Origin of the sequence: Pseudomonas sp. S04 (assembly GCF_009834545.1) — a bacterium.
Taxonomy (GTDB): Bacteria; Pseudomonadota; Gammaproteobacteria; order Pseudomonadales; family Pseudomonadaceae; genus Aquipseudomonas.
The window spans coordinates 2245057-2267374 of record NZ_CP019427.1; the positions used below are offsets into that span (position 1 = coordinate 2245057).

Annotated in this window: 21 protein-coding genes and 4 pseudogenes; 11 read left to right on the top strand and 14 right to left on the bottom strand. The window is 51.1% G+C overall.

The features are described 5' to 3' along the window. Nucleotides 1-137 precede the first annotated feature (137 nt). Nucleotides 138-1430: an OprD family porin gene (locus PspS04_RS10135; RefSeq protein WP_442966639.1), complete on the top strand. Its 1293-nt coding sequence runs from the start codon at nucleotides 138-140 to the stop codon at nucleotides 1428-1430. A gap of 317 nt (nucleotides 1431-1747) precedes the next feature. On the opposite strand, the gene PspS04_RS10140 is transcribed toward PspS04_RS10135, so the two are convergent. The 3 genes and pseudogenes from PspS04_RS10140 to PspS04_RS10150 all read right to left on the bottom strand — a co-directional run. Then, nucleotides 1748-2314: a c-type cytochrome gene (locus PspS04_RS10140; protein ID WP_150763587.1), complete on the bottom strand. Its 567-nt coding sequence runs from the start codon at nucleotides 2312-2314 to the stop codon at nucleotides 1748-1750. Further along, on the bottom strand, nucleotides 2301-3602 hold the full coding sequence (gene soxC / locus PspS04_RS10145; RefSeq protein ID WP_150763588.1) for a sulfite dehydrogenase: 1302 nt from the start codon (nucleotides 3600-3602) through the stop codon (nucleotides 2301-2303). The genes PspS04_RS10140 and soxC overlap by 14 nt, the downstream gene beginning before the upstream one ends. Nucleotides 3603-4192: 590 nt before the next feature. Further along, nucleotides 4193-4759, bottom strand: a pseudogene (locus PspS04_RS10150) (TSUP family transporter); the annotation flags it as partial. A gap of 33 nt (nucleotides 4760-4792) precedes the next feature. Between PspS04_RS10150 and PspS04_RS27715 the strand changes: the two are divergent. Further along, nucleotides 4793-5026 (top strand): annotated as a pseudogene (locus PspS04_RS27715) (NAD(FAD)-dependent dehydrogenase); the annotation flags it as partial. Between the two features lie 205 nt (nucleotides 5027-5231). Here PspS04_RS27715 and metC read toward each other — a convergent pair. Further along, nucleotides 5232-6410 carry a cystathionine beta-lyase gene (gene metC / locus PspS04_RS10155; RefSeq protein WP_154852089.1) on the bottom strand — a complete coding sequence of 393 codons (1179 nt, stop codon included), beginning with the start codon at nucleotides 6408-6410 and terminating at the stop codon, nucleotides 5232-5234. Between the two features lie 386 nt (nucleotides 6411-6796). Here metC and PspS04_RS10160 point away from each other — a divergent pair, with 386 nt between their 5' ends. The 8 genes from PspS04_RS10160 to PspS04_RS10190 all read left to right on the top strand — a co-directional run bounded on the left by PspS04_RS10160 (nucleotide 6797) and on the right by PspS04_RS10190 (nucleotide 12351). Next, nucleotides 6797-8281, top strand: coding sequence for an amino acid permease (locus tag PspS04_RS10160; RefSeq protein ID WP_159994952.1), 1485 nt, complete (start codon nucleotides 6797-6799; stop codon nucleotides 8279-8281). 107 nt (nucleotides 8282-8388) lie between these two features. After that, on the top strand, nucleotides 8389-8952 hold the full coding sequence (locus PspS04_RS10165) for a TetR/AcrR family transcriptional regulator (protein ID WP_159994954.1): 564 nt from the start codon (nucleotides 8389-8391) through the stop codon (nucleotides 8950-8952). 371 nt (nucleotides 8953-9323) lie between these two features. Then, on the top strand, nucleotides 9324-9878 hold the full coding sequence (locus PspS04_RS10170; RefSeq protein WP_159994956.1) for an OsmC family protein: 555 nt from the start codon (nucleotides 9324-9326) through the stop codon (nucleotides 9876-9878). An 87-nt stretch (nucleotides 9879-9965) separates the two neighbouring features. Continuing rightward, nucleotides 9966-10187, top strand: a complete 222-nt coding sequence (locus PspS04_RS28080) for an SDR family oxidoreductase (protein WP_257792322.1) — start codon at nucleotides 9966-9968, stop codon at nucleotides 10185-10187. A gap of 33 nt (nucleotides 10188-10220) precedes the next feature. Continuing rightward, nucleotides 10221-10397 carry a hypothetical protein gene (locus PspS04_RS28085; RefSeq protein WP_237234982.1) on the top strand — a complete coding sequence of 59 codons (177 nt, stop codon included), beginning with the start codon at nucleotides 10221-10223 and terminating at the stop codon, nucleotides 10395-10397. A 223-nt stretch (nucleotides 10398-10620) separates the two neighbouring features. Continuing rightward, nucleotides 10621-10977, top strand: coding sequence for a TetR/AcrR family transcriptional regulator (locus PspS04_RS27730; RefSeq protein ID WP_237235006.1), 357 nt, complete (start codon nucleotides 10621-10623; stop codon nucleotides 10975-10977). A gap of 277 nt (nucleotides 10978-11254) precedes the next feature. After that, nucleotides 11255-11950 carry a DsbA family oxidoreductase gene (locus PspS04_RS10185; protein WP_159994958.1) on the top strand — a complete coding sequence of 232 codons (696 nt, stop codon included), beginning with the start codon at nucleotides 11255-11257 and terminating at the stop codon, nucleotides 11948-11950. A gap of 71 nt (nucleotides 11951-12021) precedes the next feature. Further along, complete coding sequence (locus tag PspS04_RS10190) at nucleotides 12022-12351, top strand: thioredoxin family protein (RefSeq protein WP_159994960.1); 330 nt, start codon at nucleotides 12022-12024, stop codon at nucleotides 12349-12351. Between the two features lie 47 nt (nucleotides 12352-12398). Here the strand turns inward: PspS04_RS10190 and PspS04_RS27735 are convergent. The 5 genes and pseudogenes from PspS04_RS27735 to PspS04_RS10215 all read right to left on the bottom strand — a co-directional run. Next, a pseudogene (locus PspS04_RS27735) lies at nucleotides 12399-12781 on the bottom strand (glutathione-regulated potassium-efflux system protein KefC); the annotation flags it as partial. A 242-nt stretch (nucleotides 12782-13023) separates the two neighbouring features. Beyond that, nucleotides 13024-13190 (bottom strand): annotated as a pseudogene (locus PspS04_RS10200) (glutathione-disulfide reductase); the annotation flags it as partial. 151 nt (nucleotides 13191-13341) lie between these two features. Further along, the gene (locus PspS04_RS10205) at nucleotides 13342-13674 is read right to left on the bottom strand and encodes a carboxymuconolactone decarboxylase family protein (protein WP_137204872.1); all 333 of its coding nucleotides are present in this window, start codon (nucleotides 13672-13674) and stop codon (nucleotides 13342-13344) included. Nucleotides 13675-14449: 775 nt separating this feature from the next. After that, nucleotides 14450-14899 (bottom strand): cyanase, encoded by a 450-nt coding sequence (gene cynS, locus PspS04_RS10210; RefSeq protein ID WP_159994962.1) that lies wholly within the window; start codon nucleotides 14897-14899, stop codon nucleotides 14450-14452. A 25-nt stretch (nucleotides 14900-14924) separates the two neighbouring features. Next, on the bottom strand, nucleotides 14925-15467 hold the full coding sequence (locus PspS04_RS10215; protein ID WP_159994964.1) for an OsmC family protein: 543 nt from the start codon (nucleotides 15465-15467) through the stop codon (nucleotides 14925-14927). Between the two features lie 461 nt (nucleotides 15468-15928). Here PspS04_RS10215 and PspS04_RS10220 point away from each other — a divergent pair, with 461 nt between their 5' ends. Next, complete coding sequence (locus tag PspS04_RS10220) at nucleotides 15929-17206, top strand: O-acetylhomoserine aminocarboxypropyltransferase/cysteine synthase family protein (RefSeq protein ID WP_159994966.1); 1278 nt, start codon at nucleotides 15929-15931, stop codon at nucleotides 17204-17206. Between the two features lie 165 nt (nucleotides 17207-17371). Here PspS04_RS10220 and PspS04_RS10225 read toward each other — a convergent pair whose 3' ends face one another. The 5 genes from PspS04_RS10225 to PspS04_RS10245 form a co-directional block, all read right to left on the bottom strand. Further along, on the bottom strand, nucleotides 17372-18235 hold the full coding sequence (locus PspS04_RS10225) for an MBL fold metallo-hydrolase (protein ID WP_159994968.1): 864 nt from the start codon (nucleotides 18233-18235) through the stop codon (nucleotides 17372-17374). A gap of 11 nt (nucleotides 18236-18246) precedes the next feature. Continuing rightward, nucleotides 18247-19062, bottom strand: coding sequence for a sulfite exporter TauE/SafE family protein (locus PspS04_RS10230; protein WP_159994970.1), 816 nt, complete (start codon nucleotides 19060-19062; stop codon nucleotides 18247-18249). Nucleotides 19063-19166: 104 nt separating this feature from the next. After that, entirely contained in the window at nucleotides 19167-20081 is a 915-nt protein-coding gene (locus PspS04_RS10235) for an ABC transporter ATP-binding protein (RefSeq protein WP_159994972.1), read from the bottom strand. Further along, a complete protein-coding gene (gene ntrB / locus PspS04_RS10240; protein WP_159994974.1) occupies nucleotides 20071-20925 on the bottom strand; it encodes a nitrate ABC transporter permease in 855 nt (284 codons plus the stop codon). Before ntrB ends, PspS04_RS10235 begins: the two co-directional genes overlap by 11 nt. Nucleotides 20926-20934: 9 nt before the next feature. After that, on the bottom strand, nucleotides 20935-22296 hold the full coding sequence (locus PspS04_RS10245; RefSeq protein ID WP_159994976.1) for an ABC transporter substrate-binding protein: 1362 nt from the start codon (nucleotides 22294-22296) through the stop codon (nucleotides 20935-20937). Nucleotides 22297-22318 lie beyond the last annotated feature (22 nt).

The following is a 22318-nucleotide window of genomic DNA, read 5'->3' on the forward strand; positions in this document are numbered from 1 at the left end:
GACATTGTCTTGGGGGCTGCGTTGGTGCTCAGGCTGCTAATCGACTGGGTTAAGTTCTAATAAGTCTACTGGCAGTTAGTGTTGCTTCTGAATTTAAAAAACAAAAATATTGGAGTGCCGTAGTGAATCGAAAAAAATTGTCCACAACTTTTGCTTTGGCCTGTGTGGCGCTAAGCAATCATGCATTTGCCGATATCCTAAGTGATAGTAAAGCCACCTTGGGAATGAGGAACTTTTACTTCAATAACGACAACCGTGACGGCACCGCTGCCCCTTCGAAAACCGAAGAGTGGGCGCAGGGTTTCATGCTGGATTACAAGTCAGGTTATACAGGCGGTACGGTTGGATTTGGTGTTGATGCCCTGGGAATGTTGGGCGTTACACTGGACAGCGGCAAAGGGCGGAACGTCGGCAGCACCATGATTCCTTCTGACAGTGACAACCGTGCTGTCGATGAATGGAGTCGGCTAGGGCTGACGGGCAAAGTCAAAATGTCGAAGAGTGAACTGCGCTATGGCACCTTGATTCCGAAGCTTCCGATTTTAGTCGCCAACGACGGGCGCGTCCTACCACAAACCTTCGAAGGCGGTCAGATCACTTCAGACGAATTCAAAGATTTGACTTTGATTGGTGGTCGGATCGAACACGCGACGGGCCGTGGTTCGACCGATCAAACGGGACTTTCAGTGGTCGGCGGCACGCGAGAAAGCAACAAGTTTGACTTTGCTGGGGGCGATTGGAAGGTTACCAAAGACCTGACTGCTCAGTACTACTACGCTAACCTCGATAACTATTACACCCAGCAGTTTTTCGGACTGATTCACACGTTTGCGCTCTCGGACAATCAATCCCTGAAAACCGACCTGCGTTACTTCAAAACAGACTCGTCAGGTGAAAATAGCTCCGGTACATCGGGTTACAGAATCAGTGGCTACACCAAAAATGGTGATGGCGTGATTGATAACCGCACCTGGAGTGCTGCATTAATTTACACCAAGGGTGGGTACGCTTTAACTGCGGGGTATCAAAGCGTTTCGGATGGCAGCAATTTTACTCAACTCAATCAGGGGAGTTTGGTAGATAAAGGCGCTGTTGGTTCAAGTCTGTACCTGTACACAGATCGTCTGCTGCAAAGCTTCAACCGTGCTGGGGAAAAGACAGCATTCGGACAGTACGCTTACGACTTCGCGGCTTTGGGCATCCCTGGTCTGAAGGCGTCGATTATATATCTATCAGGCGATAATATTAAGACTACATCCGGTAATGACCAGAAAGAATGGGAAAGAGACATTATTCTGGACTACGTCGTTCAATCCGGGGCGCTAAAAAACGTCGGGTTCGGCTGGCGGAATGCTAAATCTAATAGTGAGGCGGCTCGTAACCAGGATCAAAATAGACTGATCGTGAGCTACAGTATTCCTCTGCTGTAGCGAACTGACACTCCCTAATTGCGTGCTTTTTTCGAGGTTTTCAATTCAGTTTTTCCTCAATGCTTTCGCTTCGTCAGCGCTTTTTTCATTTTTTATCCAATGCAGTTACTAAGTGCATCTTAACCGTCCGGCGAAGTCACCTAGAAGCCAGTTCCGGAGGTTAATTTTTGTTGATTTTATCTGGGCTTAACATAGCGAATATGGGAATCGTCATGCTGCTGATGTCCAGGCAAAGAAAAGCACAGTGACCCTTCAATTTACGTCAGCTTCTACTGTGTAGAAACTGACGTATTTTTTTGCCCGCCAGTGCAGTTTATTTACTTACAATCCTTATAGCAGGCGGTTACTTTCACGTCTGGTCTATCATCTACGTAGAATGCGTCTCGATTTGGCATTTTGACCTTTGTCAGGGTGTCTGCATTAACCGTGGCGTTCACTTCCAGCAACTCGTTTTTGTTCAAAATATAACCAACCACCGAGTACACCTGATCATTACTCAACGATTGAGGTTGTTGGAACGGCATAGCGCGCCTGACGTAGTCGAATAATGTTGTCGCGTAGGGCCAATAACTGCCGACGGTTTTCATCGGTTTCTGAGAGGTAAGGGTGCCTTTCCCGCCCATTAGCGCTGGCCCCATTCCGCCCTCGAGGTTGACGCCATGACAGGCAAGACAGGTTGTTTGATAAATCTTCTCTCCCTCTATGACAGTTCCTTGACCGGAGGGCAGGTTCTTACCATCGGGGGCAACGTCTATATTCCAACTTGCGATTTGTGCCTCTGTCACGGGATGTCCCAAGCCATGTTTTTGGTCAGCAGCCGCACTGGCAGCGACGCAAATACTTAATACCCCCAATTTCATGGTTATGAATTTATGACCGGCCATTTGTCACCTCCCCATTGGAGTTGATTCGCCAAGGCTGGGTAGCATTGTTGTGATAGAAAGAGACCTCTCCTCGCACTTTCTTCAGTTGCTCAAGGCTTGGTTGAACGTATCCCGTCTCATCAATAGCGCGGCTCATGATGACCATTTCCGCTCCTGACCACTCAAAAGGGGCGCGGAACGCCGTCAAAGATTTGTTGAGTACAGGTTCTTGGAGTTTCGCTTCGTACCAGTTACGCCCGCCGTCGATGGATACATCAACTCGCGTGATTTTTCCGTTTCCGCTCCAAGCGATGCCCCGCATTTCATGGAGACCTTTGCGCGTGAGCTTATGAGTGCCTGAAGGGGACGTGATGAGCGACTTGCACTCCATCACAAATGAGAATTTCCTTGAGCGCCCATCTGCCATGAGGTCGGTGTATTTAGCCGTTTCTTCACGGCTATAAGCAGGAGCATCGGTTACATGTAAGCGCCGTAACCACTTAATGTGCGTGTTGCCTTCATAACCTGGTACTAATAATCTCAAGGGGTACCCTTGCTCAGGTCGTAGCCTTTCACCGTTCTGGCTGTACACCACCATTACGTCATCCAGGCATTTCTCGATCGGAATGCTGCGTGTCATGGCTGCCCCATCCGCCCCCTCAGCAATTACCCATTTCGCCTCAGGCTTGAGTCCTGCTTCTTCCAGCAGTGTTTTCAAGGGCACGCCAGTCCATTCCGCGCAGCTCACCAAGCCAGCAACCTCAGCCGCAGTTTTACCCCATGGTGGCAAAAATGAGGGGTTTCCCGAGCATTCGATGAAGTGTATGCGTGAAACAGATGGGAACTGTCTTATCTCATCCACAGTGAAGAGAAGAGCTTCGTTCGTCAGTCCATGGATGACCAACTGGTGATTCGCAGGATCGATCTCTGGCACGCCTGCGTGATTGCGCTCATAGAAAAGGCCATTGGGCGTGATAATTCCGTCTAATTCCTGTAGAGGAGAGGTGCTATACGCCGACATGGGCTCCTTTAGCCCTGGATATAAGCTGCGTACCGCACCAGTCTCAAACTTGGAGGGTTTACCGTAGGCCACAGCGGTTGGGCCTCCTAAAGACTTTGTCCAGGTAGGTACCTCTAACGGCTTGCCGCCAACCGTAGTAGTCAGTGAGGGTTCTACAGCCCGCACAAGGGGTGCAAAAGCTGCTCCGAGGGCCGCTGTTCCTACAATCGTGCTTGTTCTGCTTAGGAAGTCCCTACGGGGCAATGAAGTGGGTATCTCATTTTTATCGTCTGTTGAGTCATTGTTCATTCTTGTTCTCCTGATCAACAAATTTGCCAGCGACCAATGTCTGAATTGTACTGATCGGTCGGTATTGAGTGTTCCAGTGATGACCTAAAAAATCAATCGTCAGAGTGCCAAACGGCACCGCACGTGTCGGATAGTCCGCTTTCCGAGCCGGTCGCTGACTCAGAACCGCAGGCTCGATGACTGCGGCGGCGCCGCAAGGGGTGAGTGCAGTTCAAGGTTGAGCCAACGATGTTCATTTTAATTAACGCTCCTGCTTCTGCTGGGCGTGCGTTATGTGCGGCGAAGCAATCTCACTCTGTTCTACTTCGGAGCTGGTTCGTTCAGGTCTATTAATAGACTACCGTGTAGTCGGTAGGCTAACCGTTGTCACATTCGCCCCCTGAAGGCCACGTGCGAGGGACATGTCTAAAGCAAAAATAGGTAGCGAGACGAAAAATGAGGACTCATCTGGTAACAAAGGGAAGCTCACCAAGAAATCCACCAGGAAGATAGTCTTTCAGAACTGTGTTCCAAAGACATGCTGGTCAGGCGCTTCGGTGACATCGGCGACAAGGGTATGAACCATTTATGCTATCGAACTTAGTTAAGAATTATACATGGAACCCCAGTACGCTGACTGCCAGCATGATAGCGGCGCCCATTCCAACGAATGAGAACGCCTGCTGTAAACGAGGAACGGCCAGCTTATGAGCTAGCTGCCTTCCCGCGATTAATCCTTTAACCGCACCGCCGGCGAACGGCACCCCCGCTTGCCAATACATTACGCTGCTAATCGCCGCCGCAGCCACTCCGCCGATTGAAACCAAGGCAATCACCGCAAGAGACGCAGCGACAATGCTTTTCATTTCCAGGTTGATGTAGGGCGTCAGGGCCGGGATGATGACAAATCCTCCACCGACACCCAGCAAGCCCAACATGAAACCGGTTAACGCCAATACTCGAGCACACGGCAACGTCCAACGTAACCGGCCCTTTGCCGGATTAAGTACGCAGGGTAAAACCTCGCGTCGCGGAGCTGAACCGCCATTACGGATTTCCCGACTTGCATAGCGCAACATGCGCACGCTTGTGTACATCAGCACCAACGAAAAGACGAGTGCGAGAGGCTTGTTAGGAATGCGCTGCGCCATGTGTAAGCCTAACGGCGCAGCCACGATTCAAATCGACGATATGATAGTTGTTGCTTTATATCCTTGGCTCATCGAAAATTTCCCAATGTCTGGGCGCTAGGTGACGTGATCGATACCACAAAAAAACCATGGCGGCCACACGCGAACAAGCTCCTGTCGTAGCACAACGTCTTGGTTAACCTGGGAATGAAGCTGTATCAAGCTGTGTTTAACGGCTATGGTTCCTGCCCTCTGACGGTTGAGCGTGGAAAAGTTTTCTTGGCGGAGTTTCTCTATGGCGGAAAACTAGCGCCCTAAGTGCTTAATGTGTTCGAGGGGGCACGAGCAGATTTAGCCAATGAGTTGGGGGTTAGTGAGAAGGCTTTATCGTCGGATTCAGGTTATAGACGGAGATAAATGAGTCTTATCGATGAGGAGTGTCGAAGGTGTTGAACTTGAGATGCCGCGATCGGGCGGCAAAGTAAGCACAGCCCAATTAAGAGCTGTGCATTTAGTCAGTTTACTTTAATTGGCCGCGTAATATGTTGAAATTCGCAAAGCCTTGTTCTAAGTCTTCGATCAGATCAGATGGGTCTTCAAGACCAATATGCAGCCGCACAAGGTGCCCGTCAACCTCCCAGGACGTTGCACTTCTAACAGGGTTGGGATCTGCAATCATCGCCAAGCTTTCAAAGCCTCCCCAAGAGTAGCCAATTGAAAACAATGAAAGGCTATCCAAGAGTGCATCTGCGGCTGCTTGTGTGGAAGGTTTGGTAACGAAGGAGAGTAAGCCTGACGCACCTTTAAAATCCCTTTTCCATAATTGGTGCTGAGGGTGAGACTCTAATGCAGGATAATAAACCGCTTCCACTTCCTCGCGTGTCTCCAGCCACTTGGCGACCATCATAGCGTTTTTGTAATGACGCTCCAGTCGAACATCTAGCGTCCTCATACCTCGGAGCGCCAGGGTTACGTCATCCGGACTCGCAAACAATCCCATGTTGAAGTGGTATCGTTTGAGGCTATCCCACGCACGCTTGGAGGCTGATACAGTGCCAAGAACCGCATCGGAGTGGCCGACGATATATTTCGTGGCTGCCATGACGGACAGATCGACACCAAGTTCCAGTGACGGAAAGTAAAGCGGGGTACCCCAAGTGTTGTCTGCAATAACCAGGATGTTGTGATCATGAGCAACCTTGGCTATTGCAGGAATGTCCTGTATTTCCAGAGTCAAGGAGCCAGGTGATTCTGTATAGATTGCTTTAGTGTTTGGCTTGAGGAAGTCTACGATTTCGGCACCTATTGTCGGGTCGTAAAATGAGACCTCGATTCCAAGGCGTCGACCCACCTGCTCACAAAAAGCCCTTATCGGCGAATATACGTTGTCGGCAATTAGTAGGTGATCTCCTGCCCCCACCACCGACAGTATGGCAGTCGTACAAGCCGAGAGCCCTGAAGGACAAAGAACTGTGCCTTCCGCCCCCTCCAACTGCTGGAGGGCCAGAGTCAATGCCTCCGTCGAAGGGTTATTCCACCGGCCGTACGCATATTTTTGGCGTCCCTCACGCATGGATTCGGACGTAGGAAAAGCCACCGTGGAGCCCCGGTAAACCGGTGTATTCACGAAGCCATGATGCTGATTGGGCTCGATAGAAGCGTGGGCGAGTAGGGTCTGCACGGTTTTATATTTTTTCATACTGGCTTCCGTTTCTTGCGTAGTGGAGGGCTCGTCGCGTGTTTTTCCGCGCGTCGCCGAGATTAAAATCCTATTTTTCTTAAAAGTCTACTACTAGGTTGGCATGTGAAAAAAGCCGTTTAAAAACAGTTCGTTGCGCGAATCATATAAAAATATGTTGCAAGGCTACCAAGTGGATGGTAGGTTTTCAGTGCCTAGAGATTTCGCTCTTGGTCGACCGAATAGCGGTGCTTATGGGAGCTAGGACATTCCTGGAGTGATGCCTAATGTCCGTAATAGCATTGGGCACGGCGCTCTCTTTATGACTTCTCTTTGGGACTGGGAAGAAAGATTTAAGTTTGCAAGAGATAAAAAAAACAACTGCAAATTAATCGTTTTGGTGAAGTATGAAAAAGCAAAAGGTACAGCCCGTTTTAGCAGTTCAGTGTGATAGCGAATTGAAAGAAAAGTCGAACTGGCTTGATTCTCATGAGAGTGGCTACTCAAAACATCTTAAAAAACGTCATGTGCAGATGATGGCATTAGGTGGAGCTATCGGCACTGGTTTGTTCTTGGGAGCAGGGGCAAGGCTTCAAATTGCCGGGCCTGCACTTGCAGTAGTGTATTTGGTGTGTGGGGTTTTTGCTTTTTTCATATTGAGAGCGTTGGGCGAGTTAGTGATGCACCGTCCTAGCAGCGGGAGTTTTGTATCTTATACTAGAGAGTTTATGGGGGAACGCGCCTCTTTTGTAGCGGGATGGATGTATTTCTTGGTTTGGGCATTAACAGGCGTAGTGGACATCACAGCTATTGCAATATACATGAAATACTGGAGCGTTTTTTCGGATGTCCCACAGTGGATATTCGCGCTTAGCGCTTTGGGTGTGGTGACATTGATGAATATGGTCGGTGTCAAGTGGTTTGGGGAAATGGAGTTTTGGTTTGCTGTTATTAAGGTGGCAGCTATCAGTATTTTCTTGGTGGTCGGCTCGTTCTTCTTTGCTACTGGCCACGAGGTGGCAGGGCACATCCCGGGTCTGCATTTGATCTCTGATAATGGGGGCATTTTCCCTCATGGCCTTCTGCCGGCAATCATTATCGTGCAAGGTGTAATTTTTGCTTATGCGAGTATTGAGTTGGTAGGAACCGCTGCTGGTGAGACGGCAGATGCTAAAAGTGTCATTCCCAAAGCAATTAATGGCGTGGTTTGGAGGATAGGGCTTTTTTATGTGGGCTCAGTATTCTTGCTAGTCACTGTATTGCCGTGGACGGCCTACAGCGCTAATGTCAGCCCTTTTGTAACTTTCTTTGAAGCGTTGGGAATTCCTGGCATTGGCTCCGTTATGAATATTGTGGTAATGACTGCGGCGCTCTCTAGTCTAAACTCTGGTTTGTACGCAACTGGGCGAGTATTGAGATCGCTAGCTATGGGGGGCTCTGCTCCAAAGATGTTTAAACGTATGAGCACCCAAGGTGTTCCCTATATGGGGATCTTGGTTACTATGGGGATCAACGTATTTGGCGTACTATTGAATTTTCTAATTCCGTCCCAGCTATTTGAGCTTCTGCTTAATCTAGTATCTCTGGGGATTCTTTCCACATGGGCATTCATTGTACTTTCTCAAATAATGTACCGCCGTGCGGTAAAGAGAGGTGAAGCCGATATGGTCTCATTTAGAATGCCAGGCGCTCCGTTTACCTCTTGGTTGACCTTGGGTTTCTTGCTCGTAGTGCTGGTACTATTGGGTTTCGATTATCCTAATGGGACATATACTGTTCTATCTATACCGTTAGTCGCTGGAGCATTAATGCTGGGTTGGGCGAAGGCCGTCCGTTCCAAAGCCGTGCGCTCGGAAGAGATTGAGGATGGCTCGAATCGTGTAGGAGTCTAGCTAAATGGCGATGAGAGCACGGTTTATGACGTGCTCTCATCGCTTTGAGTTGAACCGTTTCTGTGATGCAGTTAATATGCATGTATCAAAAATTCAAGGTAAGATTTATGAGTACTCGTTCTGACCTTTTAACCACTGCCGAGCTATTGCTACGCACCAAAGGGTACGCTGCATTTAGCTATGCCGATTTGGCTGACGAAATTGGTATAAAAAAGGCGAGTATTCATCATCACTTCCCTACAAAAGAAGGGCTTGGAATTGCCGTTATTGAGAGTTATCTTTTTAGATTTGAGAAGAACCTAGAATTGATAAATGAAGAAAATTCCGATACGGTAGTTCGGTTGAACGAGTTTTGTAAGTTGTTCGTTGATAGCTCAAAAAATGGAATGTTACCCCTATGTGGTGCGCTCGCTGCTGAGCTTTCTGCTCTGCCGGACAGTCTTAAGGAGCTGACTAGGAAATTTTTTGAAATCCATCTTGCATGGTTGGAGAGTAATCTCGTATTGGGTCAGTCCGAAAACGTTATAAAGGCGGATGTCAATCCCAAGGCGGTTTCACGGGCGATATTGAGCTTGCTTGAGGGCAGCAGTTTTGTGTCTTGGGCGCTGAGTGAGACAGTTTTTGACCAGTCTGGGTTCGATTTGATATTGAACGGTATTATCGTTTCGTAATCACGGTTTAGACCAGCTTACCGACATTTCAGTAGTGAACATTTTCTGAACACGTTGTATTTGCCCATCCTATTAGGTGGGCTTCTCATTTCTACCTTTCGCAGTCTGCTTCAGCAACTGGTCCAATCCTGCAGAATAAAATTTCTGTGCATATACGCCTTTCCTGGTGTATCTCCGTCTGTCCGTTCGGACAAGCGGTACTTCGCTATGAGCTACGTTTAGCAGGGGTTGAGAAGTGATTCATCAGTTAATACGTGGGCTGGATAACGAGATCAAAGAAAATCCTCTTGCAAACAAGCCATCCAGTTGGTAGGGTGATTGTGTAGAATATTCATCCAACCGCAAAAATGCGTTCCATAGAGGACTTTTTAATGACAAATAATCTGAATGGTATTGACGTGGCCGCTCTGCAGCAGTTTGCTCAAGGTGTTGCTGAGGATGCGAGCAAGCGTCACGCGAGCTTCAACGTCAAGACCCAGTGGAAAGGCCAGACTCGCTCTGTGGCGAAAGTCAGCCGCTACAGCTTGGCCGGTGAAACCTACCCCCGTGATTTCGAAATCGTCGCCGATGAGCCTAATGAACTGTTAGGTCAGAATTCCGCCCCAAACCCTCAAGAGCTGCTGATGGCGGCGCTGAACGCCTGTATGTCGGTAGGTTATGCGGCCAACGCCGCCATGATGGGTATCAAGATCCACAGTCTGGAAATTGAGACGGACGGTACCCTTGACCTGCGTGGTTTCTTGGGCCTCGATGATAGCGTCAACCCAGGGTACGACGAAGTGAGCGTCATGATTCGCCTGCACACCGACGCACCTCGTGAGCGCGTGGAAGAACTGCATAAAAATGTGATTAAGACGTCGGTCAACTACGCAAACTTCTCGAAAGCCATCCGTATGGTGCCGACCCTCGAGGTTCGTGAGGACTGATAATCATCGGGCCTCGCATCTTTAAAGCCTTAAGAGCGCCAGTGGGCAAAGCACTACTGGCGTTGCAACTTTTGGCCTAATAATTCGATGGAGTACGAAATGAGCAGTTTTTTCAACAAAAAAACTGCTTGTCGGCGGTGGCACCAGTGGTATGGGTGCTCAATTGGGAGTGTCGGCTCTATCAGTGCACATGCTGCATTCGCTGGTTCCTCTGCCTACTCCATGGTGAAGGTACGTTTGGATGCGCTGACACGCAATCTGGCTATTGAATTGGCTCACTCGGGTATCCGCGTCAACGCCGTCTCATAAGGGATCGTTCACACCTCGATCTATGAAGGGTTCATGGACAAAGAGGCGATTCCAGGAGCGGTGAAGTCGCTGAACGATTTCCGCCCAGGGCGAGTCGGTGTTCCGGCAGATTCTACCAACACCATTGTGTTCTTGCTGTCGGGTAAAGCGTCTTGGGTGACCGGCGCTATCTGGGACGTGGATGCTGGAATCATGGCCGTTCGTGCCTAACTTCAGCTAATGCTGTTTGATGGCAATCGCCTAAGTCGACTTCCGTTCCATCACCAAAAGTGCTGGGAAGTGCAATGGTTAGAACGATTACCAAAGGCCATTTACTCGGCCCAACTGGCAGCATCTAGCCAGCTTCTGGTGTAGCGCGGCTGAAACCTGGCCGCTGGAGATTTCAGTGTCGATTACTACTAGAGTAGCGCTGCTAAAAGTCGCAGAAAACCAGATGAGGTCTAGAGGATACTCAGCATTTAGTTATGCTGATTTGGCCGCGAAGATTGGCATTAGAAAAGCCAGTATTCATCATCACTTCCCTACCAAAGAGCGTCTCGGTCAGGCGTTAATCAAGCACTCTATCAGCCGCTTCCAGTCTACCTTAAGGTTAATCGAAGATGCTGATCAGGATCCGCTAGTGCGACTTCGAGCGTTTTACTGCCTGTTCAGCATTAGTGTGAGTGAAGAGCTTCTACCGTTGTGTGGCGCGCTGGCAGAAGAAATGGTTGGGCTACGATTATGCTTACTAGAGGCTTTCTCGAGGCACAACTTGAATGGCTGGAGAAAGCCATCAGCGAGGCAGCTCTGAAAAAACGCGTGGTTAGCCTATGCCACCTGAAGACTACGTGTTCATGCTGTTGAGCGCGTTAGAAGGTGTAAGTCTCATTGAATGGACAATAGGCAGATCAGTTGAGCGCTTGGTAGGGTTTAACTATTTGATTAAGTGGCTAGAGCGATCAGTTTTGAAGTGGTGTCATATACTAAAATATTCTGGTCGCTACCATATAGGTTGATTTTAGATCAGTCTCTTGGCTTCTGCTCAATAGGTAGCAATGTCTTCAATTTCTTTCAATGTCGAGTGATTTATGAGCTGCGTTTCTAAAAAATTTGTAGTTGATATTTGGTCTGATTACGTCTGTCCTTGGTGCTGGGTGGCGAAGCGTCGTTTCGAAAATGCGCTTGCAAGCTTCCCGTACAAAGACAGTGTTCAAGTCAATGTAAGAGCGTATCGTCTTGCCCCGAACCATGTTGCTGAGCCTATGGTTGGAGCCCTAAAACGTAAATTGGGTAGTCCGGTCTCTGCTGTAACTATGATGAGTGCGGTGAAGCAATATGGCCAATCTTCGGGACTTGATTATCGTTTCGAAACCATGCTGTTTGGTGATACTGCGGATGCGCACGTATTAGTCAAAGCAGTCGAAGATGAAACCCTGAAAAAATACTTGGTGGAAGCGCTCTATGAGCAAAGTACCACTCAGGGTAAATCGCTCTTTGACAGGAAAAGTTTAGAGGCGATAGCAAAGTCTGTAGGGGTATCTGATGAGTCAGTTGTACTCGCGTGGTCATCCCAAGATCTGCGCTTTCAGATGCAACAGGACGAGCGCGCGGCGGCCCAATTCGGCTCAGGCGTTCCTTTTTTTGTTTTCAACAATTCGTTTTCAGTTTCGGGAGCTCAGCCCCAAGAGGCTTTTCTCCAAGCATTGAATCAAATGTATTTGGAATCAACGGGTGAGGATGAGTCGTTCAGTGGTCAAGTCTGTGGTCTTGATGGATGTAATTGATGCTAGAGACTTCGCAGCACCTGTGGTGCTGCTATCTCTAAACTTGAAGTAGCGTTGTGGATGAGGTGCAAATGAGCCGTATCGTAGACTTGAGAGCCGAACAGTTCGCCAGATTTGTTGCAAAAGGCAGCAGCGTCGTACTGTTTTCGGCGTCTTGGTGCAAGCCATGCCAGGTAATGAAGCCGGTCTTTCACGACCTCGCAGGCAAGCTGTATTCTCGCGCTGCCTTCGGGAAAATTGATGTGGCGGTTTCGCCGACGATTTCCCAGATGTACGGCATACGATCAGTGCCATCCTTGGTGATTTTTCACGAAGGGCGGTTACGTTTGGTTCTGGCCGGCTCTCGATCGCTTGCCGCTTTGAAGATAGCAATCTTGGCTGGTTTAAAGGACGTTTTGTAGGTCGATTTGAATGGCTTTAATTCTTTCGATTTTCGCTGGCTATTTTTCTTCTCCGCCTTGGCTCGACTTTGCTCCGGCCAGCTATTGATCAGATAAGCTGTATCTTCATTGAAGATTTCCGTTAGTAGGGCGTTGGCCCGTTTGTAGGCGTCGTGCTAGAACTCGGTCTCATCCGAGGGCTGCGTGACCATTTCCTCAGCATCTCCAGATTCAGGCGACGGAATCGATCCGCGCGCTCACGGGCTTCATGGTGCCCGACGCCCAGTTTTTCCAGCGCTTTACTTCCAAGGGACAAAGCGCTCTCAAAAGTCTCCCGCTCGACTGCCTCCATGCCTATTTGGCGTAGGGCAATGATGTTACCCATATCGCGAGCGCACCTTACCTTCAGGGCAGGAAAATGCTCTTGGGCCAGCCGAGTCAGAGTTAGGTTCAGATCTGTGCGGGGCCGGCAGGTAACTGCCGTCCCTACCGCGACCACTTTAACGAAGTAGCTCTGGACAACATGCGAAAACGCGCAGGGCTCTGTATGGCCCAGTCTTTCTGCCAGTATCACAAGTGGTAGCTCGGCGTCAGCTAGGCCTTCCAATGCTTCGCTCATACGCGTTCTTTCCAGCAGTTGTCGGAAGGATGAACCGCGTTCGACCAATCGAAGCTGAAGGGGGCGCATGCTCAGAAGTGTGCGCCGTAGATCAGCAACTTCTTCGGGACGCAGCCGAGGTTCACATAGGTGCCGCCCATGCAGCGGCAGCCACTTTCGCGTCAAAACCGGCCGCAAAGCGAGTAGCCCGTACACCACCGGAACCGGCGCTAATGATATAAAGGTCAAAATCGCAGGTGATTTTCATTCTCCTCAACAGGCCATCAGCACAACGAGCGGTTGGCTAATGGCGTGCGGGACAGCCTGTAGGGCTTGAGAAACTTCTTGCAGTTGATTGGCGGGGCGGGAAGGCTAGGCTTCCAATTTTACTGATATTTCCGCACTGCCGTGTATTAAGACTTGTCGAATGCATCCAAAACGTGAGTGCTGTAAACCAATGCAGCACCAGCGTTCATGTTGATCGCTACGCCCAAAGCTTCTGAGACCTCTTCAGTTGTTACACCTAGCTTTTTGGCCTCAGCAGCGTGGAAAGCAATGCAGCCGTCACAGCGGGTGGTCACCGCTACAGCGAGCGAAATCAGTTCACGAGTTTTGGCGTCAAGATGGTTTGTTTTTGCTCCGGCATTGCCCAACGAAGTCACACCTTTCATGGTCTCCGGTGACAGGCCATTGAGTTGCACCAAGCGGGTGGTGATGTCTTTACGAGTTTGCTTCCAATCTTGCATGGGATACTCACTTGGGCGCGATGCCCTATTAGGTTGCGGAAAGAGTTGTGAACTCGATGCAAAGCCTACCATCCAGTTGGTAGGATTTGCAAGGACTCACTAAAGCGACTTGCGCAGATGAAAGGGGAGTTCCCACGAGTAGGAATGGGAGTCCAAAAAATAGGCGTTATGACGATTCCATGGCGACCTTCGGGACTGCCATAAACTATGATCCAGAACGAATACGCCAATTCCATCGAAAGAGGCAATGTCCAGCAGTGGGTGCCGTGTAGAGCCATTTTCCTATAGCCGATGTTTCGAGCCAGTGGGGCCCGGCTAGTAGTTAGGTTTTTCTATGGGGTACAGATGCTGTTACCTACCAGGCTCATCACCTTCCGGAAATATTGGTCAAGCTTAGTATTGCTTTCACGCCGCACAACTCTTCATGACCTCATACGTCGAGGCCTTCCTTTCGCGTAGAGCTTCTGCTGGTTTACCGAGTAATCGAAGCCGGCAGACCACTGGCTATTCATGCTGAACAAGGTGTCGTTGTGACGCAATTCGAAGCGGTTACCGTCGACCCGTTGTTCATGCCGTTGCAGATAGGCAGTCAATTGCAACGATCGCGCCTTTGAAAGTAGAGAGCACAGGCTGGAGGGAGTATCGACGCAGATCATTCATCACTTCATTGTTTTGGTCGGTTGTCATAAAGTCGCCCCGATAGAATGCTCGACCATGAGCGGCACCAAAAAAACGCCTTCGCAATTTCTTGAGAAGGCGTTTGGCTAGCGAATAATCAGTAGCTTTTGTAAGGCAGAAATTTACCCGAAAGAACTACATTCACCCGATCGCCCTTGGGATCGTTCTGGCGTTGAATATCCATGCTGAAGTCTATGGCGCTCATGATGCCGTCGCCAAATTCCTCATGGATGAGTTCTTTGATGGTGGTGCCGTAGACATTGACCAATTCGTACCAGCGGTAGATCAACGGATCTGCAGGTACGGAAGTGGGCAGAGATCCTTTGTAGGGCACGATCTGCAACCACGCTACCGCTTCATCAGGGAGGCCCAGTATTTTGCCGACGGTTTCAGCCTGAGCTTTATCGAAAGTCATCTGACCCAGGCAAGCTGCTGTAGTCCATTCTTTGGACATGCCCACGGCCTCGGCAATCTGACTCCACTTGAGGCCTTTACCAACTTTCGCCGAAACAATCAGTTTCGTGACTTCTTCGCGAGATGTGATCATCAGGATTTTCTCTGGATAAGTGGGTTTAGTCAGCCAGCGCGATGCTGAACGAGATCGGGTTGCGCATAGTGTTTGCTACTGGAGAATAGAAGTTTGCGTGCTTGACGATTTCGTTTAGCTCTTCGCGAGTAGCATCGCCCTCAATCAATACCTTTACGCGGATGTCCTGGAAGCCCATTTGCGCGGGTTCCTTTTCTGAACCGCCAGCACCCCAGGCAGCAGGGTTACCGATATCCCCCTCCATGAAAATTTCCAGCTTGGTCAGCTTGATTTGCTTCCAGGTAGCGACTGCGGTGATGCCCACAGCCAAGCAGCCGCCCAGACCCGACAACACGATTTCACCCGGAGCAGGTGCAGTGTCCTCGCCGAACAGGTGCAGAGGTTCGTCGACGACGACTGCCTCATGCTGGCCGACGTAGCTTAGGCTGCGGTACATGCCCTGCATGACAGTATGGACTTTGTTGGTACCTTGGTTGGATGGGTTGTTGCGACCTTTTTCAGCGAAAGCCATCAGACCATCACGATCAATTGGACGCAGGTAGGCTTTGACGGTAGTTGATTCGGACATATTGACTCCTCGGGGTAGGCGCGCAGCAGCTGGGCTGCCTTATGGATAGCAGATGATTAGCAAGTTAGATGCCAACTTTATAAATAAAAAATAAGCTAATAGAATCAAAAAATTAGCTTAATAACGACTCATGGTTGTAGAGAGACAAGGTCGACATTTTGTTGACATTGTTTACAAAATGGGTGTTTTTTTCGCGATAACTCTGTCAGGGCGTCGGTCAGAATGCGGGGAAAACAGCCATTTTTTTTGCCGAACCAGCGACCTGGGCTTGAGGTTACGATGATGAAGCTGTTTTATCGGGTGCTTAACAACATCAGCAAAAAGCGGACAATTCCGATCCGGGACTGAAAAAGCTTTTTTAAATCGCTAAAGTTCCCGTTTGAAGATCAGCTATTGTCGGTTTAATAGAAATTCTGCTTCCACAAAATCCGGGACAACCTTCAAGGAGCTCAGTAACAATCATGAAAGACGCCACCATCGCGCTGCACCACGGTTTCAAGTCGGATCCGACCACCAAGGCCGTCGCCGTGCCGATCTATCAGAACGTCGCCTTCGAATTCGATAACGCCCAGCACGGCGCCGACCTGTTCAACCTGGACGTGCCCGGCAATATCTACACGCGGATCATGAACCCTACCAACGATGTGCTGGAGCAACGGATGGCCGCCCTCGAAGGTGGTATAGCTGCCCTGGCCGTCTCGGCTGGCAGCGCTGCGATCCACTATGCGATCCAGACCCTGACCCGAGCCGGTGACAATATTGTCACCACTCCGCAACTCTACGGCGGCACCTACACCCTGTTTGCCCATCTGCTGCCAAGCTTTGGCGTCGATGTGCGCTTCGCCCGCAACGACTCCGCCGAGGCCATCGCCGAACTGATCGATGACAACACCAAGCTGGTATACTGCGAAAGCATTGGCAATCCGGCGGGTAACATCATCGACCTCGAAGCCCTGGCCCAGGTCGCTCACGCCCGTGGCGTGCCATTGATGGTCGACAACACCGTGGCCACGCCAATCCTGTGCAAGCCGATCCAGTTCGGCGCCGACATTGTCGTGCACTCGGTGACCAAATATATCGGCGGCCACGGCAACTCCCTGGGCGGAGCGATCGTCGACAGCGGCACTTTCCCCTGGGCCCAATACCCGGAAAAATTTCCCGGCCTCAACCAACCCGAGCCGGCATATCACGGTGTGGTCTACACCGAGAAGTTCGGCCCCGCCGCCTTCATCGCGCGAGCGCGCACAGTGCCATTGCGCAACACAGGCGCGGCACTGGCACCCATGAACGCGTTCCTGCTGCTTCAAGGCTTAGAAACGCTCGCGCTGCGCATGGAGCGTCACACTGACAATGCCCTGAAAGTTGCGCAATTTCTGCAGAGCCATGCTGAAGTGGAATGGGTCAGCTACGCCGGCCTCTCCGACCATCCTCATCACGCATTGGCGCAAAAATACATGCAGGGTAAACCGTCGGCGATTCTGTCGTTTGGTTTGAAGGGCGGTTATGACGCAGGCGTGCGCTTCTATGATGCTCTGCAAATCTTCAAGCGACTGGTCAATATCGGTGACGCTAAGTCTCTTGCCTGCCATCCGGCTTCCACTACCCATCGGCAAATGAACAAGCAGGAACAAGCGAAGGCTGGGGTGAAGCCAGAAATGATTCGTCTGTCGGTAGGCATCGAGGCGATTGAAGACCTGATCGACGATTTGCAGCAGGCGCTGGGTTCGACTCCGGCCTGATGTCAGGCAGTTGCCCAGCGCTACACGCGGAACAACTGAATGCGGTTCGGGGCAAAACTTGAGGATGGAAAGCGGAGAGAAAAGCGGGGCTTGAGAGAGCCCCTGACGCTCTCTTGGTCAAGCTTCAGACGGATGCCACTGCCGTGAGAACGCTATGCATGAACGTTAGTCCTCGTCCAGAGGGATTCGCAGGTAGCGTTTGCCATTCTCGGCTGGCTCCGGGAGCATACCTGCCCTGATGTTTACCTGGAGTGACGGCAACAACAGGTTGGGCATAGCCAGAGTTGCGTCTCGTGCCTCCCGCACTTGCACGAATGTGGCGATATCTGTGCCTTCGCGAACATGGATGTTCTGGAGGCGTTGGTCGTGAACGGTAACCACACTTTTCCGCTCTCGTCCTTCTGGCGGATAGTCATGGCACAGATAGAGTTGAGTGTCCGCTGGCAGTGAGAGAATTCGTTGGGCTGACGTGAAGAGTTGTTCTGCGTCGCCGCCCGGGAAGTCGCATCTGGCGGTTCCCAAGTCTGGTGCGAACAGTGTGTCTCCAACGAAGACGGCCTGGTTGTTCACAACATAGGCGACATCGGCAGGCGTGTGGCCTGGCACATACATTGCGATCGCTGTCATGCCGGCTATTTCGAAGTGTTCATCGTCCTTGAAGAAATAATCGAACAGCCCGTCGGCCTCGTAATATTCAGGCTCAAAGTTGTAGATCTTTCCGAAGACAGCTTGCACGGTTTTTACTTTCTCGCTCGCCGCTATCTTTCCTCCTGTCTTGCTGCGGATATACGCCGAAGATGACAAGTGATCGGCATGCATATGGGTTTCCAGCAGCCATTGGACTTCCAGGCCTTGGCTGACTATGAAAGCGAGGATTCCATCGGCACCTTTTGTGTCGGTTTTACCTGACCTGAAGTCATACCCCAGCACTGGGTCGATGACCGCGCACTCCTTCTGACCTTCTCTGTAGACGACATAGCTGAAGGTGCCTGTCACCGTATCGGTAAAAGTCTTGACCAGCATTTGCATGCAGTGACCTCTCAGCGAAGATATGGCATCAATGTCTTTACCAGCAACATCACGCCCACTGCGCACACCAGCAAAGAAAACCCTATTTGCAGCAGGCTGCCCGATACTTTTGGCGCCAGTGTGCGGCCGATCAGCATTCCAGCCACGGCGGCCCCAATAAAGCGCCATGCCGTGGGCTCTATGACCCCGCCTGTTATCAGGAATACGCTTACCGTGCCGGCTGAAATGAAGGCGATAACGGCCAAGGCCGTAGCGACAGTCCCGTGCATGCCGAGATTGCTGAATTGCCGAACGCCGGGCACGATTATGAAACCGCCACCCAGGCCCAGCATTCCGCTAAATAACCCGGAGATGCCACCGATTGATGACAGGCTTGCGAAGCACCGGTTAGTCCACCTGAACCGACCCGTAGAGGGGTTCACCAGGCATTTTGCCGAGAGCAGGTTTGAGCCTTGCCTGGTTTCAGGTTTACAGGGGGAAACTGCCTGATTGAACATTCTGGCTGAAATGAATAAAAGCACCGTGCAAAAGATAATCATCAACGTCGTTATGGAGAGGTTTTTCGCCAGCCATAAGCCAATCGGGGCGCATAAAGTGCCAGCTACGGCCATCACCCCTGCGGCCTTGTACCTCACCAACCCTCTGCGTAAACCATCCAGACAGCCAATGAAGGCCGCGCTACCGACGGCAATGAGTGCGACAGGTTTAGCCTGGGGAAGGGTGTAACCCAGCCCAATCATCAACGCTGGTACAGCCAGAACTCCGCCTCCGCCTGTCATGCCGAGTGCAAGACCGACGCCTGCACCATACAAAAAATCGAGAATCATACCCATCTTCTTTTATCGGGGTGCGAGGAGCAGCAAGGCGAGTTAAATTCCCCTTGCCGGGTTTTGGCGCAGCATGGGGAATGAGGTTGGCCATCGTTAAGTGATCAGTTAACTATTCTTATTTTGGGTTTCTGAGCTTTAGAGGGGTCGGGAGGGGGCGTGCTTTCCTCCAGGCCTGGGCGAACAATCAATGGCTCACTGTTCTGTGCAGAACCGCACTGCTGGATCTCTTTGGAGCGACGAACCAGGAAGTCGACCAGGTGATTTCGAATCCGGTAGAACTGAGGGTCATGATGGATAGTCTCTCGGCTACGCTCGCGCGGTAGCGTATTGATGACTATCTCTGCGACCTTGGCGTGAGGGCCGTTGCTCATCAGCATGATCTTGTCGGCCAGCAGGATGGACTCGTCTACATCGTGGGTGATCATGAAGACGGTCTGTTTTGTTGCCCCGCAGATCTTCAACAGTTCATCCTGAATCACCCCTCGGGTCAGCGCGTCCAACGCGCCGAAAGGTTCATCCATCAACAACATTTTAGGTTCGACGGAAAATGCTCTGGCGATGCCTACACGCTGCTTCATGCCGCCAGAGAGTTCACTGGGTTTCTTTTTCGCAGCGGATTTAAGCCCGACAAGATCAAGGAATTTCGCTGCATGCTCCAGGACTTGTTTGCGGTTCCATTCGGGATGGCGAGAGCGAACGGCGAAGGCGATGTTGTCCTCCACGGTCAACCAAGGGAGGAGCGCATGGCTCTGGAACACTACGCCTCGATCAAGGCTGGGGCCTGAAATCTCTTTCCCTCCCATGATTACACCGCCGCTGGTGGCTTCTTCCAGGCCGGCAATGACATTGAGAATGGTGCTCTTGCCGCAGCCGGAATGCCCGATGATGCAGACAAATTCGCCCTTCTGAATGCCGAAATTGATGTTCTCGAATACCGGAGGCAGATCGGCACGATATTGCTTGGTCAGGCCTTCGACCTTAATGAAAGGCGCGTTACTGGATTCATTATTCAGCATAAGTGACCTTCCTTTGCAGGCGAGCAAACATGAGATCAAGGAGCATGCCGATCACACCAATCATTAAAACGGCGAAGATGACGTTGCCCAGTGAAAGGTTGTTCCATTGATTCCAGACGAAATAGCCAATCCCTGTCCCACCGATCAGCATTTCCGCAGCGACGATAACCAGCCAGGCGATACCCATGGAAATGCGCATGCCGGTGATGATCGTCGGCGCTGCGGCAGGGAGGATCACCAGAAAGGCTTTGCGCAGCGGGCTCACCTCAAGCACACGGGCGACGTTGAGCCAGTCCCTTCTTACACCTGCCACGCCGAATGCGGTATTGATCAGCATCGGCCAGACCGAACAGATGAAAATGACAAAAATCGCTGACGTGGTCGAATCCTTGATGGTGTAAAGCGCAATCGGCATCCAGGCCAGTGGTGAAATGGGCTTGAGCACCTGGATGAATGGATCCAGGGCGCGATACAGCAATGGCGACATTCCAATGAGGAATCCCAGAGGTATCGCTACCAGAGCGGCGAGGAAATAACCTGCACCAACACGTGCGAGCGAGTACGCCAACTGGATGCCGATCCCCTTGTCATTGGGCCCGCGATCATAGAAAGGGTCGCTCAGGTTTTTGTAAGCCAGCGCGGCAAACTGAGCGGGTGTCGGAACGCCATTTGCGCTGCTCGAAGCGCCATCTGCAGACTTGCCCATCAGCATCGCGTATTCAGCGTCGTGCGCGATCTTCAGGTCTTGCTTGTTGGGCTGAGTTGCAAACTGCCACACCATCATCATGAACAGCAATATGCACACTGACAGCATTGCTGCCTTCAACTTGATTGTCGATTTCATAATCGCTCCTCAACTGCGCTTGATAGCAAAGCTGTTCAAATATTCAGTGGCCTTCGTGGGGTCGAACTCCTTGCCCATGATCGAGAACTTCTTGTACCCGTTGATCGGAGCCGCATCGGCTTCAGCCAGCGACAGGTTGGCCATTTGCTTTCTGGCATCCGTCATCAAGAACACTTTTTCAGCCAGGTCGTTAAAGTTCATCTCGCCTTTGATGTAGCCCCAGCGCTTCATCTGCACCAGCATCCAGGTGGCCATCGAGTACCAAGGCATTGGATCGAAGCCGGCGCGTCCTGGTTGATTCTGCACCGTCCCGAGACCATCGGCGTAACGTCCGGTAAGCGCTTGACGGATCACGATTTCAGGCTGGTTCAGGTAGTTCGGTGTCGAGATTGCCTGAGAGATGGTCTGCAGGTTTGCAGGGTCTCTCGCGGCGGTCGAAGACTTCAGAATCGCTCTGTACAGCGCGGCAAAGGTATTGGGGTTTTCTTCGATAAAGGCCTGCGACGACCCGAACGAACAGCAAGGGTGGCCATCCCAGATATCCTTGGAGAGAATGTGGATGAAGCCGATTTCGTCATACACCGCGCGCTGATTGAAGGGGTCTGGGCCAAGAAAACCATCGATGTTGCCGGCCCTCAGGTTGGCGATCATTTCTGCGGGCGGCGTGACGCGAAGCTGAACGTCTTGATCAGGGTCCAGTCCATGCTCGGCCAGGTAATAGCGAAGCAAATAGTTATGCATCGAGAATTCGAACGGAATGGCGAACTTGAAGCCTTTCCAGTTTCTCGGATCGCGATTGTCCTTATGCTTGAGCGCGAGGGTAATCGCCTGGCCGTTAACGTTCTGGATTGTGGCAACCCGCATGGGCTGCGGGCTAGAGCCGAGCCCCATGGAGATGGCCAGTGGCATCGGGGCGAGGAAATGTGAGGCATCCAGCTCGCGGTTGAGCATGTGGTCTCGAACCAGCGCCCACCCTGCGGTCTTTTGAAGGCTGACTTGAAGGCCCTGTTCGCTATAGAAGCCCATGGGGTCAGCCATGATCAACGGGGTCGCGCAGTTGATCGGGATAAAACCGATTTTGAGGTTTTTCTTCTCAAGAGGGCCGCGTTCATCAGCCATGGCCTGAAGCGACGGTAGCGGCAGAACCGATGCGATCGCCGCCATTGCGGTACTGATACCCACCGCCTTGAGAAATTGTCGACGAGTGTGCTCGTTCGGGAACAGTGCCTTGACCGCAGCCGCTTCGATAAAGTCATGGGACAACGCTTCTTCGTCCCGGACGTGATCGGCCTGGCTTGCATGGGCTCCGCAACTGCATCCACCCAGGTTTGACTCACTTGAGTAGGGGGTAAAAATATTAGTTTTGCTCATCCCGACGCCCTCACGAAATTCC

What these genes read in the sequence shown, in the direction of transcription:
- PspS04_RS10140 (WP_150763587.1), bottom strand. Translation starts at nt 2,314, where the DNA reads ATGGCCGGTCATAAATTCATAACCATGAAATTGGGGGTATTAAGTATT.
- soxC (WP_150763588.1), bottom strand. Translation starts at nt 3,602, where the DNA reads ATGAACAATGACTCAACAGACGATAAAAATGAGATACCCACTTCATTG.
- metC (WP_154852089.1), bottom strand. Translation starts at nt 6,410, where the DNA reads ATGAAAAAATATAAAACCGTGCAGACCCTACTCGCCCACGCTTCTATC.
- PspS04_RS10160 (WP_159994952.1), top strand. Translation starts at nt 6,797, where the DNA reads ATGAAAAAGCAAAAGGTACAGCCCGTTTTAGCAGTTCAGTGTGATAGC.
- PspS04_RS10165 (WP_159994954.1), top strand. Translation starts at nt 8,389, where the DNA reads ATGAGTACTCGTTCTGACCTTTTAACCACTGCCGAGCTATTGCTACGC.
- PspS04_RS10170 (WP_159994956.1), top strand. Translation starts at nt 9,324, where the DNA reads ATGACAAATAATCTGAATGGTATTGACGTGGCCGCTCTGCAGCAGTTT.
- PspS04_RS28080 (WP_257792322.1), top strand. Translation starts at nt 9,966, where the DNA reads ATGGAGTACGAAATGAGCAGTTTTTTCAACAAAAAAACTGCTTGTCGG.
- PspS04_RS28085 (WP_237234982.1), top strand. Translation starts at nt 10,221, where the DNA reads ATGGACAAAGAGGCGATTCCAGGAGCGGTGAAGTCGCTGAACGATTTC.
- PspS04_RS27730 (WP_237235006.1), top strand. Translation starts at nt 10,621, where the DNA reads ATGAGGTCTAGAGGATACTCAGCATTTAGTTATGCTGATTTGGCCGCG.
- PspS04_RS10185 (WP_159994958.1), top strand. Translation starts at nt 11,255, where the DNA reads ATGAGCTGCGTTTCTAAAAAATTTGTAGTTGATATTTGGTCTGATTAC.
- PspS04_RS10190 (WP_159994960.1), top strand. Translation starts at nt 12,022, where the DNA reads ATGAGCCGTATCGTAGACTTGAGAGCCGAACAGTTCGCCAGATTTGTT.
- PspS04_RS10205 (WP_137204872.1), bottom strand. Translation starts at nt 13,674, where the DNA reads ATGCAAGATTGGAAGCAAACTCGTAAAGACATCACCACCCGCTTGGTG.
- cynS (WP_159994962.1), bottom strand. Translation starts at nt 14,899, where the DNA reads ATGATCACATCTCGCGAAGAAGTCACGAAACTGATTGTTTCGGCGAAA.
- PspS04_RS10215 (WP_159994964.1), bottom strand. Translation starts at nt 15,467, where the DNA reads ATGTCCGAATCAACTACCGTCAAAGCCTACCTGCGTCCAATTGATCGT.
- PspS04_RS10220 (WP_159994966.1), top strand. Translation starts at nt 15,929, where the DNA reads ATGAAAGACGCCACCATCGCGCTGCACCACGGTTTCAAGTCGGATCCG.
- PspS04_RS10225 (WP_159994968.1), bottom strand. Translation starts at nt 18,235, where the DNA reads ATGCAAATGCTGGTCAAGACTTTTACCGATACGGTGACAGGCACCTTC.
- PspS04_RS10230 (WP_159994970.1), bottom strand. Translation starts at nt 19,062, where the DNA reads ATGATTCTCGATTTTTTGTATGGTGCAGGCGTCGGTCTTGCACTCGGC.
- PspS04_RS10235 (WP_159994972.1), bottom strand. Translation starts at nt 20,081, where the DNA reads ATGCTGAATAATGAATCCAGTAACGCGCCTTTCATTAAGGTCGAAGGC.
- ntrB (WP_159994974.1), bottom strand. Translation starts at nt 20,925, where the DNA reads ATGAAATCGACAATCAAGTTGAAGGCAGCAATGCTGTCAGTGTGCATA.
- PspS04_RS10245 (WP_159994976.1), bottom strand. Translation starts at nt 22,296, where the DNA reads ATGAGCAAAACTAATATTTTTACCCCCTACTCAAGTGAGTCAAACCTG.